Origin of the sequence: Streptomyces sp. 6N223, assembly GCF_052246635.1 — a bacterium.
Lineage (GTDB): Bacteria > Actinomycetota > Actinomycetes > Streptomycetales > Streptomycetaceae > Streptomyces.
This window is the reverse complement of the sequence record NZ_JBQQCA010000033.1, coordinates 15,300-28,990: the sequence shown is the minus strand read 5'-3', so window position 1 is coordinate 28,990 and position 13,691 is coordinate 15,300. Positions and strand designations below refer to the sequence as shown.

The window sequence follows — 13,691 nt, the reverse complement described above, 5'->3', positions numbered from 1 at the left end:
AACGCCGGGCGGTGGCCATGCCGGGTGGAGACCGGATACCACCGCAGCCTCACAGCGTCAGTAAGCGTCAAGCGGCCGCATGAGCACGGGCGGCGACTCGCGGAGGCCAACAGGGTGTGTTTGGCCGGATGTCCCGCACACGAGCTCCGGTCGGCATCGGGGCGCTCGTTCCCCGGTTCGGCGATTTGCCCGTCCTGTGGACGTCCTGAACGGGTCCTAATCTCGCCAGGCTGTCCCGATGCCCGTGCTGCACGTGACGAGATTCCCGTGACACGGACGCTACCTCACGTCACTCCCGTATGCCTGCGTACCCGAGACACCATGTTGATCGTGGCCGGTCAGCGTCCTACCAGCGACGATCATCCTTTGCTGCCATAGAAGGAGGGGCTTGCCGGATGCGAGCCACGGACACCGGGCACCGGACAACGGGCCGGAGCTAAGGGGCGCGCGGATGGGGACGTCGAAGCCGTGGGATGGCCCGAGGGGCCACTTGTGGCGCGCGGCGGGGAGCAGCCTGTCGCGCTGGCGGCCGGACCAGCGGCATGCCGAGCGGCGGCTGGCTGAGATCAGCGAGCTGTACGTGCGCGCGCTGCACGGCACTGTGGGAGAGGACGTCGCGGCGTTCAACCTCCGCGAGGCGGCCAACGCGGCCGGTGGACGCCTCGTCGATGCCATGGATACGTTCGAGCACACCGCCCTGGTCTCCCCGTCGGCGTTCCTCACCCACCTTGCCACCGAGGTCGGCGGTCAGGGATGCACCCTCACCGATGCCGTGCTGCGGCGGGCCGCAGTGACGGCCGGCAGCCGTGTCCTTGACCTCCACCCGGACTTACGCGACGCCCTGGGCGCTGGTACGCGTGACCCCGGCGTGTCCCTGGACGCCCGCGGTCTCGCCTCCGACCTGCTCTGCATCCTCTACCGCCTCTTCTTCGCAGACATCGTCGGAGAGTTCCTGCGGGCCGTTGTCGCCGAGCAGATCTCCTCGTCCGTGCCTGTCGTGGAGGCCGCCGGCGCCGAAGGCCGCATCGCCGACTACGCGGGCGAGCATGTGCTGAGGCTCCTCCCGGACCCCTGCGAGGAGGCGATCGAAGACTCCCCGGTGGGGATGCGCTCCGTGGTCCCGACCGCCCGCCGCCTGGTGCCGCGCTCCGTGGACCGGGCGCTCGGGCTCCTCGCCGACGATCCTCCCGAGGAAGCGAGCGACACGGTGGAGGAGGCCGAGGCGGCATGAACCACCTCAACCGCTCCCTGATCTGGCACCCCGTCTGGTGGAGCAGCGACCCCACCGACCTGCCGACAGGCCGCACCGCCCGTACCGCGTGGACGATCCTCAGCGAGAACGCCTATCGGGAGCGGGAACATCGCGTCACAGGGCGCTTCCAGCTCCCCGGGCCCGTTCCCCAATGGGCCGAGGACTTCTTCCGCGTGGCGCGCGCCGTGTTCCTCGCCGACAAGGACGTGAAACGCTCCACAGCCCCGGACGGCTGGACCCGTCATATCAACCTGTCCGTTCCTGTCGCGGACCCCGACCGCTGGCGTGCCCCCGCCGCGTTGAGGCACCTGACCGGTGTGCTCGAAACGCTCACCGCAGACAGATGGGACCTGGTCTTCCGTCCCTTGCGCCGACGGCCGGTGCAGGAGGCGATGCCGCTCGCCGACCCAACGGACTTCGCCTCGGAGGTCGCCCTGTTCTCCGGAGGACTGGACTCGCTGGGCTGGGCCGCCACCCGCGCCCGTGCCGGCGACCGGCGCCCCCTCCTCCTCGTCACCTTCCGCGAGATCAAGCTCAGGGACGTCCAGCGGCAGGCGTTCGCCGCCGTCCGTCGCCTCACCACTAGGCGGCACGTCACCCACCTGCTGTTGAGCCTGACTCCGGCGGGCAAAGACGCGCCGAGAGAGCTGGAGCAGTCCTCGCGTAGCCGCGGCCTGCTGTACGCGTCGTGCGCCATCCGCGCCGCGGCAGCCCACCGCGTCGGCACGGTCCATCTGCCGGAGAACGGCCAGCTCGCCCTCAACCCACCCCTGACGGCGGCCCGGCTGGCCTCCTGCTCTACCCGCTCTGTGCACCCATGGACCCTGCACCACCTCAACACCCTGATGGACGAGATCAGCGGCGGCGAAGCCGTCGTGCGCGTAGACAATCCGCTCGCCCATCTGACGAAGGGCGAGGTGTGCCGGACCGCCCGCACCGCCGGCTTGAGCCAGGCCGACTTGGAGTCCACGCTGAGCTGTGGCAGGCCACCCAAGCGCTGGGCCCGCAAAGGGCCGCGCCCGAACAACTGCGGCTACTGCTTCCCCTGCCTGGTACGCCGCTCCGGCCTGGTGCACGCGAACGGGCACGATCACACGCCATACCTCGCGGACCCACGCTCCGAGGGTGAACCCGAGCACCGCACCGAGGACTGGCGTGCACTGCGGCGTTGGCTGCACTCCTCATTCACCCTTCCCGACTTGCTGGCCGACTTCCCCCTGCCCCTGGGATCCGACCTGGCGGTGGCGCTCGACGTCATCGCCCGCGGTCGACGGGAGCTGCGAAACCTGGAAATGCTGACGCAGGAGCCATCCTGACGGCGACCCCCACAGTCCTTGCCGACCGGGCAGCGGAAAAGACCAGCACGTCGGCCACCGTCTCGACCAAGAGCAGGCCGCGCCCCCCTTCCTCAGCCAGCCGCAGTGCGGGGGGCACATGTCCTGGTAGCCATACTCGGTCTTCACCACGCATCTTCACGATGCCCGAGCAAGGCACCCCGCTAAGGAACCCTCAACGGGGCAGCCCGCAGGCGCGAGAGTCAGACAGTGCGGACGACGAGGGAGGGTTTGTGTCCTGGGTTCGGCGAGAGCGTGGATGTCGTCGGGGTCGGAGGTCCAGACGATCGCGCCGTGGATGGCGGCCATGACGACAGCGGTGGCGTCCACAACGTCCGCTCTCTTAGCCTTGCCGCACAACACGCCCGCCGCCTTGGCAACTTCAAACCCGACGGACTCGCTGCGGCAGCTAGCCAGGAGCTTGCCTAGCCTGACTTGGCGGGGGGCGTTTCTCCATGCCTGGCTGACGACGACGGCAGCGATGTAGATGTCGCGGCCCTCGTCGAGGGCGAGGTGGTGCCGTGCCCACATGCGCCGGTCGTTGTTGTCGATGGCGATCAGCGCGCCGGGGTCGTATAGATAAGGGAACTCACGCGGCGATGGCTCCCGCGCCAACCAGGTGTTCGGCATCGGTGGCGGCCATCTCCGCGCGGGCGGCGGCCAGTTCTTCGGGGGTGAAGGCGCCGTGTTCGGCCTGCCACTCCTGGATGGCGGCGCGTCCGGCGCGCAACCGCAGCTCACGCTCGGCGGCGCTCGCGATGACGTGGGAGAGCGGCACCCCCAGTCGAGCGGCGGCGGCCATGGCCTCGACGAGTGACTCGTCGAGCGTGATAGCCACCTTCTTGCTTGCCATGCACGATCCATATCAGGGTATGGCGAATGGACGCCTGCTCCATCGACAACCGGCCCGATCCTGGCCACAGGTTGGCCGCGAATTAGCGCGGGTGAGGCACCGCCACGTTCTTCCTGACTGCTGGCACGCTGCCCATGTCAGGCTGATGTTCAGCGGGTGAAGACGGCGTGGTGCCGCACATCAGCGCCACGGCGGTGACTGGGCGTCCGCCCCAGCAGCCGTGGAAGTACCTCACGCCGTGGGTGCAGCGGTAAGTCGCTGGCACCCGGTTGGGCTTACTCTGTTCGGCCCAGCAGGAGCCTGCGGTGGGCCGGATCCCCAGCGGTCCGAACTCGTCGAAGGCGAAGATCCGGTCCGGGAAGCGTTTCAGCCGTGGAGGATGCTCGATGCCCCTCCCGACGGCGTCTGGATGACCTTCGTTCCGATCAGCAGTTCTCGCTGATCACCTGCTCTAGGGTGTCGAGAGACAACTCGTCCTGCTCAAGCTGCACCTTCAGACTCGCCAACCTCTGCTCAAGGGCCGCAATCGCCTTCTGGTCCGGGTTGGGCTGCCGTTTGAGCTGAGCGATATCGTCTTCGAGACTGAAGATATTGCTCCTGAGACGCTTAATCTCGCGGCGGGAACCCTTCGCTTGGCGGCGCATCATGGCGCAGGGAGTCTCTTCTCGCACAGCCTGGGCTGCCATCTCAGACCTCCTTACTCGTGGAATCCGTGAGCCCCAGCATGCGGGCTGTGCAAGCGTCCGGCACGCGCAGCTGTGTCCTCACTACTCCGTTCGGGGGTCTGGACGGAGCGGTGCACGACAGACCCGCGCGCGTATAACCGGGCTGCGGCCGGACCTGGCCCACCAACATCGTCGTCGACCCTGATCCGCCCACCCATCACCTCTGGGTAGGTCCGCAGGCGCCATCAGTGAGCCCTTTCCAACCTCAGGTGCAGACCTCAAGTGGAGGGTGAGCAGGGCTTTGACCAGGTCGGTGATGCGGGTCGTACTGCACACGTGAAGCTCCGGGCGGACAGGTTGATCTTGGCCGACAACCCATCTACCAGGAGCTTCACCCATGCCCGCAGCCAACCCGTTCAGGCGTTGGCTTCTCGAAGAAGATCCGAATGATCGGGACCTAGCGCAGGTGCGAAGCACCGTTGAAGTCGAGGATCGCACCTGATGCCCACTCGGCCTCGGGCGACGCGAGATACAACACTGCGGCGGCGATCTCGTCAGGGGTCGCGATGCGCCCGAACGGGCTGCCGGCGGTGATCCCAGCAGGGATCTCGCTGCCGAACCGCTCCGTAACGCGCTCCGTGGCGGTGAAACCGGGGGCGATGCTTGTCACCGCGATCCCATGCGGGGCCAATGCGATCGCGAGGGACTGACCGAGAGCGTGCAAGGCCGCCTTGGTCACCGCGTACGCGGGATGCTCCAGCTCGCCTCGGAAGGCGCCCCGCGAGCCGATGTTGACGATCCGGCCCGGGACACCCGAGGCGACCATGGACTGGGCCGCGGCCCATGAGACGTGGGCTGCCCCGAGGAGGTTGATGTTCGTGAACTGTGCCCACGTGTCGGTCCAGGTCGCGAAGTCCGTCCCGACGACAGGATGCCTAAGCGCGGGAGACGTCGCGATCGCCGCGTTGTTGACGACGACTTCGAGGCCGCCGAGCGCCCGCTCGGATTCCTCTACGACCGTTCGGCACTCCTCGGGGGAGGACAGGTCTCCCTGGATCAACGTATGTCCCTCACCGGGCAGGAGTCGCAGGGTGCGCCGGGCATCCGCCGTCCGCGCCAGATAGTGGACGGCGATCCGGTGACCGGCCTCCGCGAACCTCACAGCCACCGCGCGGCCGATGCCGCGGGAGGCACCCGTCACAAGGACATGCCGTACGCCACTGCGCTGGGGCGCGCGCCCTGCGCCGGTCACCATGGGGTCCCCGGCGAAACGAGCCGCTTGCCGGCGACGACCACCTCCAGGACCTTGGGCGCGCGCGCCGCGAAGTCAACTCCGTCGATGACCACCAGGTCGGCGGGGTGGCCGGGCCGGATCATCCCGGTGAGCCCGGGCACGCCGAGCGCGTCCGCGTTACCGCCTGTCGCCAGATGGAGGAGCCTCTCGGCGGGCACGCCGGCTCCGGCGAGCAACTGGAGCTCGCGTGCATAGGCCCCGAAGGGCGTGTGCTTCCACCCGGCATCGGTCCCGACGGCTATCCGCCCACCGGCACCGAGCAGCCGTTCCGCGTTCCTGCTGTAGTACTCGGTCCGGACGGACTGCTCGTCATACTCCACGGTGCCCCGCGAGCCTGACAGGTGCAGGTACGCCTCGTTGCAGCCGAGAGTGCTGCCGAAGACGATCCCGGCCGCGACGGCGGCCTCGAGCGCCTCCTGTTGGACGCGGCTGAGCCCGTCCGCCGCGAGGAATCCCAGATGCTCGACACCGTCCGCCCCTGCCGCGGCCGCCGCCAGGATCCCGCCGTTGGTCAGGGCGTGAACCGTGACCCGCTTGCCGCGGGCATGAGCGAGCCGGACCGCTTCGGCGACCTGATCGCTCACGAGGGTCGTCTCGTGCGGAACCGTCCCGAACGTCCCGCCGCCGCTGGCGACGAGCTTGAGCCCATCTGCCCCGGCCGCCAGGTTCGCTCGTGCGACATCGGTGACGGTGCGTGCCGCGCTGAGTACCCCACCGAAGAGGTGCATGTGCCCGTGCTCGGCGGTGATCGGCATTCCGAAGCGGAGTACCCGCGGCATGGGGCCCGGCCCCGGAGACCATGTCAGGTAGTCCAGATGGGAGCCCAGGTCACGGACGGTCGTCACACCACCGGCCAGGTGCGCCCGCAGGTTCGCTGTCGCGACGGCGATCCTCGTTTCGAAGGGGGCTGGAGCCACTTCTTCGATGGGCCGCCCATCCCCCGGCATCGTCGAGTGGACATGGGTGTCGATCCATCCCGGCGTCAACACGGCACCGGAGTGCTCGACGATCGGGAGCGCGGCGTACCTGCCGAGCAGCCGGGCCCTGGGGCCGAGATCGACGATTGTGCCCTCGGCGACAACGACGATGCAGTCGTCATCCGGGAGGAAGCCCAGGCCGTCGTGGACCCGGGCGACCGCCAGTGCGAACGGACCCGTTTCCGCGCCGCCGGCTGGTCGCATCGAGCCGCTCATGCGTCCCACCTCCACGGGGTCGTCGTGAGCAACTCGACCCCGTGCGCACGCACGATGACGTTGTCCTCGATGAGGCAGCTGCCGACGCCGTCCCTGGCGAGAAACGCCTCGACCCCGAGGACCATGCCCTCCTCGAAGACGTCGTCGGGCGCGGACAGGGCGCTCCCGATCCGAGGGGTCTCGAAGAAGAGTCCGACGCCGTGCCCGTAGAAGGGGAAGAACTTCGAGGTCGGCGAGGCGTCCCCCCCGTAGCGCGCCGTCAGTTCGTCGCCGCGTCGAGCGACGTCAAGGAGGCGGACGCCCGGCCTGATCATGCCGCGGAGCTCCTCGACGATCTCGACCGTGGCCTCGATCAGGCCGCGCTGCCCCCCGGACGGCGCGCCGCCGCACACCCACTCGCGGGCCGGGTCCAGGTAGTAGCCCTGATACATGGGGCCGTGGATCATCCCCGCCACGAGGTCACCCGGCCGCGGAGCCAACTGGCTGTATCCGGTCAGCGGTTCGGTGCACTGGTAGCCGATGTGCTCCCCATGGGTGGTACCCATGAGCTGGATCCGGCCTCCTCGTTCGACGACGATCTGGGAGGCGGCGCCAGCAGCGACGGCCTCCTTCTCGCCGGCGATGAGCCCGGACATCAGCCGGGTCAGGGCCAGCGATACCGTCTGACCGGCGTGCCGGTAACAGTCAAGCTCCGCCGCACTCTTGATCTTCCGGACCGTCTTGACGAGGTCGTCCTCGGGGCGCCAGTCGATCCGCGGGCACAGCTCGGACAGCTGCTGGTAGTACTTGACCGGCAAAAAGTTCGTCCCGACGAAACCCACCCGACCGGAGATGCCCAGCTCGCGGAGCCGCTCGCCCACGGCCCTGACGGGGTCCGAGCTCCACCGGACGTCCCGCACCGCGAGGCGGTCCATGCGTGGGTCGGGCTCATCGATGTGCAGCTCCGGTTCGTGGCCGGGGCGCACGATGAGCGCTGCGAAGGATCGCGCGTTCCAGATGGCGGAGTCCGCCCCCGCGCTGATCGCGAAGTGGTTGGACAGGTAGAGAATGTCGCCGCAGTGCTCGAACTGGCCACCGGCTCGGCCCCAGATCACCACGGTGTCGAGCCGGCGCCGCACGACCTCGTTCGCAACGGCTGTCCAACGCCGCTCGTACTCGGCATCGCTGAAGAAGCGGGGCACGTCAGCCCGCCGTGGGGAAGGACTCGAGCACTGCCCGCATCCGCACCAGGGCCGCCGCCCAGACCTGCTCCTCCTGGGCGAAGCAGATCCGGAAGTGCCGGGCTCCTTGGGCGCCGAACTGGTATCCCGGGTTCACCACGAGTCCGGCCTCGCGCTTGAGCGCCAAGGCAACGTCCTGGTCGCTCGCACGCAGGCCGGAGAACGAGGGGAACAGGTAGGCCGACCCGCCGGAACGCCGCACGTCGATCCCGGGCATGTCGAGGAGAGCCGACATGCTCTGGTCGCGTAGCGCCTGGTACTCGCCGATCCGCTGCTGTACGTAGTTCTCGTCGTCCTTGATCCATCTGGCCAGGATGTGCTGGGCGTATGCGGGAGCCCGTAGTGAGGCGATGCCCATGACATCCTCCATCCGGGTAACGAGGTCCGCTGGACCGGCCGCGACGCCGACCCGGTACCCGCTGAGCGACTCCGTCTTGCTCGGGCCGAGAGTCGTCAGGGTCCGTTCCCGCATCCCGGGCACGGCCGCGAGATGGGCGAACGGCGCCCGGTCGTAGACGAGACGGCAGTAGAGCTGGTCGACGAGGACGAGCGCGTCGGAGTCCAGGATCACCTGCGCGATCTCCTTGACGTGCTCCGGCGAGAACACCGCACCCGTGGGGTTGTTGGGGTGGGAGAACATGACGAGCTTCGGCCGTTTGGCCAACTGGGCCCGAAGCACGTCGAGATCGAGCCTCGGCGCCTGCCCCGCCTCCCAGATGAGGGGGACGGAAAGCACCTCCGCACCGAAGTACCGGACGGATCGGTCGCTCGTGATGTAGTCGGGGTCGGGAACGACGACCGCGTCGCCGGGGTTGAGCATCGCGGCGAGCGCGGAATAGAGCCCTGCCTGGGTGCCCGGGGTCAGGATGACCTCGCGATCCGGATCGACGTCGAGCCCCAGCAGGCCGCTGACATTGCCCGCCACCGCGGATCGCACTCCGGCGTCCCCTCGGTAGGGCGTGTACGTCATCCCGGAGCCGGATGCCGCCTTCGAGAACTCATCGAGCGCCCAGTCGGCGGGGGGAAACCGGTGCGTGTCCGCGTAGGTGATGTCGAGGAAGTCAGGTCCGGCGGGCTGGCTTTCGAGCTCGCGCTCGAGCTCCCTGAGGCTCTTGCCGTGCGTGGCCCGGAGGTGGCCACCTTCGAGGCGGAGGATGCGATCGGCAGGCTTGTAGATCACGTTATGGGACTCAGCTCTCTGTGCGATCCAGATTGATGGTGACGGTGGTGGTGAATTCGAGCCCATACGTCTCCCGAGCGAGCGCGGGGATGTCGACGGGATGGTGACCGGTGACCGCGAGTTCGTGCCCCCGTGACGCCGGGGCGGCTGTCGTCATCGCATCGGTTGCGGTCGGTCGGATGATGTCGCGCACGGCCCGCACCGCCCCATCCAGAGGGTCAAGGAGTGCGATTCCCGGCAACGCGTCGACCATGGCCGGCAGGATGCATGTGTAATCGGTGCACGCCAGGACGGCATGCTTCGCCCCGCTTTCGTCAAGCTCGTCTCGCAGCCGCAGGAGCAGGCCGGGCACGGCGGGTGCGCTCGCGTCACCCTGCTCGGCGTGACGAAGCAGCGCCTCCGTGGGGATGGGCACCCAGTCGTGATCGGGGTAGCCGCGTGGGATCACTCCGCTCACGATCGTGCCCGTCGTGCCGAGCAGGGCCACCCGCCCGGCCGTCGTAGGGGGAAGGACGCGACCGACGGCCTCAACCATGTCGACGCATGGCACCAGACGCTCGTCGGTGGCGGGGGCCACCACGCTCGCCGTGTTGCACGCGATGACCCACACGTCGACACCTTGGCCGGCGAAGAACCTCTCGGCCTGGCGGACATATCTCGCCACTGTTGCTCCCGGCTGGGGTCCGTACGGACGGCGGCCGGAATCGGCCAGGTAGCTGATTGCTACACCGGGCAGGCAACTGGCAACGGCGCGCGCGATGGGAAGCCCGCCGATCCCCGCATCGAACACGCCGACCGCCCGTCCCCGAAAGGATCCCTCGGCTGGTGTATACTCTGCGGTCATGCCACAAGATCCTGCACCATCACATGGAATGATGCAAGGGCGCGATTCTGACGGTCTTCCTACCCTGGCCTCGGAGTCTGGACGGTGTCATGCGGCCCGATGACGAGACCCTGCCTGAGCGAGTGCGCCGCAAGGAAAACATGCTCAGCGCGAGTCAGCGCAAGATCGCGCGGTACTGCATCGCCCAGCCACGCGAGGCTTCGCAGCTCACCGCGCTGCGGATCGCGGAAAAGCTCGGCGTCAGCGAGTCGACCGTTGTCCGCTTCGCCATCCGGATGGGTTACAAGGGCTTCCCGGAGATGCAGGCGGCCATCCGCCGTGCCGCCGAGCAACGCGCCGCCACCCAAGTCGCCGGCACCGTGTCTCCGCGTGATGGGCGGGTCCACGGCTCGCTCCGCGACGATCTGGACGCGTTGACCCAGAGCGTCGAGTCGTTCGACTACGAGACGCTTGACGAGTGCGCTGAGGCACTCCACGGCGCCAGGCTGCTCCATGTCGTCGGCTTCCGATCATCCTTCGGTCTCGCGTACACCGTGGAGTTCCACCTCCGGCACTTCATGAACACCAGGCTCATCGGGGCGGTCGGAGGAACCGTTCTCGACGACATCGACCTCATAGGGCCCGACGACGCGGTACTCGCGTTCACCTTCCCCGTCTACGACGATCGTTCACTCCAGGCCGTCGAGCGGGCCACCGTAGCCGGCGCCGACTCGGTCGTCGTCACCGACAGCGCCCTTGCCCCGGTCCCGATCGATCCGCTCGTGCGGACATTGATGACCCGGTATGAGACCCAGACCTTCTTCAACTCCGCAGTGGCTCCCTCCGCCGTCGCGAACGCCTTGGTCCTGCGCCTGCTCGAGCTCTCCGCGAAGCGGGACCGGGGACTGGAGCGCAGACTGTACGACCGGTTCCAACGGCAAAGGAACCCCTGACATGGGTACGCACACCGACCGCCGCATCATCACGACCGCCGACGCGCCGCCCCCGGCCGGCACGTACTCCCAAGCTGTCTGCACCGGCGGTCTGGTCCACGTCGCCGGGCAGACGCCACGCCTGCCGGACGGCACCCGGCTCAACAGCGCCCCGTTCGAGTCCCAGGCCCGCCAAACGCTCGCCAACGTCGAAGCCATCGCCCGGGCGGCAGGCTCCTCACTCGCCGAGGCGGCCTTCTGCACGGTGTATCTCACCGACGTCGAACAGCGAGGGATCGTCGACTCGATCTGGGGCGAGTTCGTCGGCGCGGCCGCCCCGGCACGAGCGATGGTCCAGTCCAACCTGCCCGGATTCTCCATAGAGGTCACCGCCGTCCTTCCGTGCCGTTGTGCGTGAGTCGACGGAAAAGGAATGCCTCCCCGGTGGCGGACCGATCACGTCCCCGTTTGTGAGGTCCGGGGTCATGCGTGACCACTCGTTAGACGCGGCTGGCCGGGGACATTCCGGGCCCTGCCGTGCGGTGTCGCCCGTCAGGCACGCCGGCCCGGCGCTCCCCTGGCGAAGCGCACGACGGTCCCCGGCAGACTCTGCGCGAGCATCGGCAGATCCGGCTCATCGACGACCGCGATAACGGGATAGCCACCCGTGGGTGGGTGATTGGCCAGGTGGACGATGGGCTGTCCCGAGGGGGGCACTTGGATCGAGCCGATCTGCAGCCCCTCCGTCGGGAGCTGGCGTGGCTCGACGAAGGCCAGCTCAGGCCCGGTCAACCGAGCCGCGATTCGGTTCGTGTCGGCACTCAACGTCCACTCCGTCGTGACGAGTAGCTCCCGTGCCTGGCGGGTGAACCATTCGTGTCTCGGCCCGGGCGAGACGCGCAGCTCGACGTCCCGGCGATCGCTCAGCCCGATCAGCCCATCCGCCGCGGCCGGAGAGCCGGCCACGAGGTCACCGATCGGCACGACCTGGCCCTGTGCCAGCGGTGGCGGCCCGATACCCGACAGGGTGTCCACCGACCGGCTCCCGAGCTGGGGCTCGACGTCGAAGCCTCCCCGAACGGCAAGGTAGCTCCACAGCCCGAAGGGAGGCACCGCCAGCGACAGGACCGCTCCCGCCCGCGCCCATACGGTGGCACCATACGCGACGGGGACCCCGTCGACGCGGGCGCCAACGGGAGCGCCCGCGACGGCGAAGAGTGCGGGCTCGAGAAACTCGACCGTAAGACCTCCGCGCAGGATCTCGACGGTCGCGGCCTGGATGGCGTTCCCGACGAGTCGATTGGCCAGGTGGTGGCTGGAGGGGTCCGCGGGGCCGCTCCGGGGCACCCCCAAGTGCCCCCAGCCCGAGCGGCCCAGATCCTGGGTCGTGGCGAGTAGCCCACTGGCAAGAACACGGATCATGTGACATCCCGGAACCGGATCCTGTCCCCGATGCGCAATCGGTTGGGCGGATCCGCATGCGGATCCCACAGCGGTGGCCCGGCCCGATGCCCGATGAGATGCCAGCCGCCTGGTGACTGCTCGGGGTAGACGGTGGTGAACTCGTTCGCGATGGCCAGGGCCCCGGATGGCACCCTCGTGCGCGGAACGCTTCTTCTCGGCAGTCGCAAGTCGTCCGGGAGCTCCCCGAAGAACGCCTGTCCGGGCGCGAACCCGAAGAAGGCCACCTCGTATTCCATCGTCGAATGACGCTGCACGAAGCCGCCGGCATCCATGCGGAGTTGCCCGGCGACGTAGTCGAGGTCCTGCCCGTCATAGCGGACAGGCACCTCGATGAGACGACGCTCCTCCCGCACCACCGCCTCGGCTGGAGCGTCACCCAACCGGGCCAGGATCTTGTCGAGGTGCTCGGGAGCGGACTGTAGATACACCGTGCGTGCCGCCGGAATGACCTCCCAGAGCCTCCCGTCGACATCGAGCCGGCGGGCCTGCGCGGCAACGATCTTTGCGTGCTCGAGCCGCCCCAGGTCGATGAGGGCGCCGGTCCGCGCCAGCCGGTGCACCCGCAGGATGATGTCCGCGCAGCGCTTGGGCGAATCAGGCAAGGACGCCTCGCAGCGTCACGCCCTCGTCTTCGAGTGCCGCCCGCACCGCCTGCGCGATCTCGAGCGCACCGGGAGAGTCCGAGTGGATGCAGACCGAGTCCACCTCGAGCGGGAGGGTTGATCCGTCGATCGCTGTCACGGTCCTGGTGGTCGCGATCTGGACGGCCCGGCGGGCCGCGGCCTCCGGATCCGTGATCATCGCGCCGTCCCGCCCACGCGGAACCAGCAGACCGTCCGGTTGGTACGCCCGGTCGATGTAGCCCTCCCGAAGGAGTCTGCAACCGGCGTCGGCGAGACTCGCGGCGAAGGGGGTGCCTGGCTGGCACACGACAGGGATCTCGCGACCAAACATGCCGAGCCCGTCCGCGATGGCGCGCGCCATGTCCGGGCGCTGGACACATGCGTGATAGAGCGCTCCGTGGACCTTGAGGTAGGTAACCGACAAGTCACATGCTCGAGCCATCGCGTCCAGGGCACCAACCTGGTAGAGCACGTCGGCCGAAAGGCTCGCGGGCGGGACGTCAATGAAGCGGCGGCCGAAGCCGCGCAGGTCGAAGTACCCGACCTGCGCGCCCACCGTCACACCAAGCTCGGCCGCGTCGCGGCAGGTCTGCAGGAGGATGTCGGGGTCACCGGCGTGGAAACCGCACGCGACGTTGGCGTCCGTGACCAGCTCCAGCAGGGCACGGTCGTCAGCCACGGACCACACACCGAATCCCTCCCCAATGTCGCTGTTGAGCGAGATCCGCAGATCACCTGGCTTCGTCTTCATGGCAACTCCTCGTGTGGCAGGGCCGGTGGCCGGGGCGGGATCGGCCACCCAGTCTTGCACCAACCACCCTTGATGACGCAAGCATCGGCGACTGCACCCTGTTTTAC

General features: G+C 68.5%; 15 protein-coding genes and 1 pseudogene. 4 read left to right on the top strand and 12 right to left on the bottom strand.

All coding sequences use genetic code 11. From position 1 onward, the window contains the following. The first annotated feature begins 451 nt into the window (after window positions 1–451). Together ACTWQH_RS20500 and ACTWQH_RS20495 are read left to right on the top strand one after the other, a co-directional pair. Window positions 452–1,231 (top strand): hypothetical protein, encoded by a 780-nt coding sequence (locus tag ACTWQH_RS20500; RefSeq protein WP_443288097.1) that lies wholly within the window; start codon window positions 452–454, stop codon window positions 1,229–1,231. Further along, window positions 1,228–2,568 carry a 7-cyano-7-deazaguanine synthase gene (locus ACTWQH_RS20495; RefSeq protein ID WP_443288096.1) on the top strand — a complete coding sequence of 447 codons (1,341 nt, stop codon included), beginning with the start codon at window positions 1,228–1,230 and terminating at the stop codon, window positions 2,566–2,568. Before ACTWQH_RS20500 ends, ACTWQH_RS20495 begins: the two co-directional genes overlap by 4 nt. A 156-nt stretch (window positions 2,569–2,724) precedes the next feature. Here the strand turns inward: ACTWQH_RS20495 and ACTWQH_RS20490 are convergent, their stop codons facing one another. The 9 genes and pseudogenes from ACTWQH_RS20490 to ACTWQH_RS20450 all read right to left on the bottom strand — a co-directional run bounded on the left by ACTWQH_RS20490 (window position 2,725) and on the right by ACTWQH_RS20450 (window position 9,835). After that, the gene (locus ACTWQH_RS20490; RefSeq protein WP_443288095.1) at window positions 2,725–3,216 is read right to left on the bottom strand and encodes a type II toxin-antitoxin system VapC family toxin; all 492 of its coding nucleotides are present in this window, start codon (window positions 3,214–3,216) and stop codon (window positions 2,725–2,727) included. Then, entirely contained in the window at window positions 3,176–3,439 is a 264-nt protein-coding gene (locus ACTWQH_RS20485; RefSeq protein ID WP_443288094.1) for a hypothetical protein, read from the bottom strand. The genes ACTWQH_RS20490 and ACTWQH_RS20485 overlap by 41 nt, the downstream gene beginning before the upstream one ends. Window positions 3,440–3,650: 211 nt before the next feature. Next, window positions 3,651–3,803 (bottom strand): annotated as a pseudogene (locus ACTWQH_RS20480) (IS630 family transposase); the annotation flags it as partial. Window positions 3,804–3,864: 61 nt separating this feature from the next. Further along, window positions 3,865–4,125, bottom strand: a complete 261-nt coding sequence (locus ACTWQH_RS20475) for a hypothetical protein (protein ID WP_443288093.1) — start codon at window positions 4,123–4,125, stop codon at window positions 3,865–3,867. 436 nt (window positions 4,126–4,561) lie between these two features. Beyond that, window positions 4,562–5,359 (bottom strand): SDR family NAD(P)-dependent oxidoreductase, encoded by a 798-nt coding sequence (locus ACTWQH_RS20470; RefSeq protein ID WP_443288092.1) that lies wholly within the window; start codon window positions 5,357–5,359, stop codon window positions 4,562–4,564. Then, on the bottom strand, window positions 5,353–6,591 hold the full coding sequence (locus ACTWQH_RS20465; protein ID WP_443288090.1) for an amidohydrolase family protein: 1,239 nt from the start codon (window positions 6,589–6,591) through the stop codon (window positions 5,353–5,355). Before ACTWQH_RS20465 ends, ACTWQH_RS20470 begins: the two co-directional genes overlap by 7 nt. Then, complete coding sequence (locus tag ACTWQH_RS20460; RefSeq protein WP_443288089.1) at window positions 6,588–7,772, bottom strand: M24 family metallopeptidase; 1,185 nt, start codon at window positions 7,770–7,772, stop codon at window positions 6,588–6,590. The genes ACTWQH_RS20465 and ACTWQH_RS20460 overlap by 4 nt, the downstream gene beginning before the upstream one ends. 1 nt (window position 7,773) lies before the next feature. Further along, a complete protein-coding gene (locus tag ACTWQH_RS20455; protein ID WP_443288088.1) occupies window positions 7,774–9,057 on the bottom strand; it encodes an aminotransferase class I/II-fold pyridoxal phosphate-dependent enzyme in 1,284 nt (427 codons plus the stop codon). Further along, a complete protein-coding gene (locus tag ACTWQH_RS20450; RefSeq protein ID WP_443288087.1) occupies window positions 9,002–9,835 on the bottom strand; it encodes a glutamate racemase in 834 nt (277 codons plus the stop codon). The genes ACTWQH_RS20455 and ACTWQH_RS20450 overlap by 56 nt, the downstream gene beginning before the upstream one ends. Before the next feature lie 89 nt (window positions 9,836–9,924). Between ACTWQH_RS20450 and ACTWQH_RS20445 the strand changes: the two genes are divergently transcribed. Together ACTWQH_RS20445 and ACTWQH_RS20440 are read left to right on the top strand one after the other, a co-directional pair. After that, on the top strand, window positions 9,925–10,767 hold the full coding sequence (locus tag ACTWQH_RS20445) for a MurR/RpiR family transcriptional regulator (RefSeq protein ID WP_443288086.1): 843 nt from the start codon (window positions 9,925–9,927) through the stop codon (window positions 10,765–10,767). 1 nt (window position 10,768) lies between these two features. Beyond that, window positions 10,769–11,164, top strand: coding sequence for a RidA family protein (locus ACTWQH_RS20440; RefSeq protein WP_443288085.1), 396 nt, complete (start codon window positions 10,769–10,771; stop codon window positions 11,162–11,164). Between the two features lie 134 nt (window positions 11,165–11,298). On the opposite strand, the gene ACTWQH_RS20435 is transcribed toward ACTWQH_RS20440, so the two are convergent. Genes ACTWQH_RS20435 through ACTWQH_RS20425 form a run of 3 tightly spaced genes read right to left on the bottom strand, consistent with a single transcriptional unit; the run spans window position 11,299 to window position 13,584 of the window. Then, window positions 11,299–12,168 carry a biotin-dependent carboxyltransferase family protein gene (locus tag ACTWQH_RS20435; RefSeq protein WP_443288084.1) on the bottom strand — a complete coding sequence of 290 codons (870 nt, stop codon included), beginning with the start codon at window positions 12,166–12,168 and terminating at the stop codon, window positions 11,299–11,301. Beyond that, window positions 12,165–12,812, bottom strand: coding sequence for a 5-oxoprolinase subunit B family protein (locus ACTWQH_RS20430; RefSeq protein WP_443288083.1), 648 nt, complete (start codon window positions 12,810–12,812; stop codon window positions 12,165–12,167). Before ACTWQH_RS20430 ends, ACTWQH_RS20435 begins: the two co-directional genes overlap by 4 nt. Then, the gene (locus ACTWQH_RS20425) at window positions 12,805–13,584 is read right to left on the bottom strand and encodes a LamB/YcsF family protein (protein WP_443288082.1); all 780 of its coding nucleotides are present in this window, start codon (window positions 13,582–13,584) and stop codon (window positions 12,805–12,807) included. The genes ACTWQH_RS20430 and ACTWQH_RS20425 overlap by 8 nt, the downstream gene beginning before the upstream one ends. Window positions 13,585–13,691: the final 107 nt, after the last annotated feature.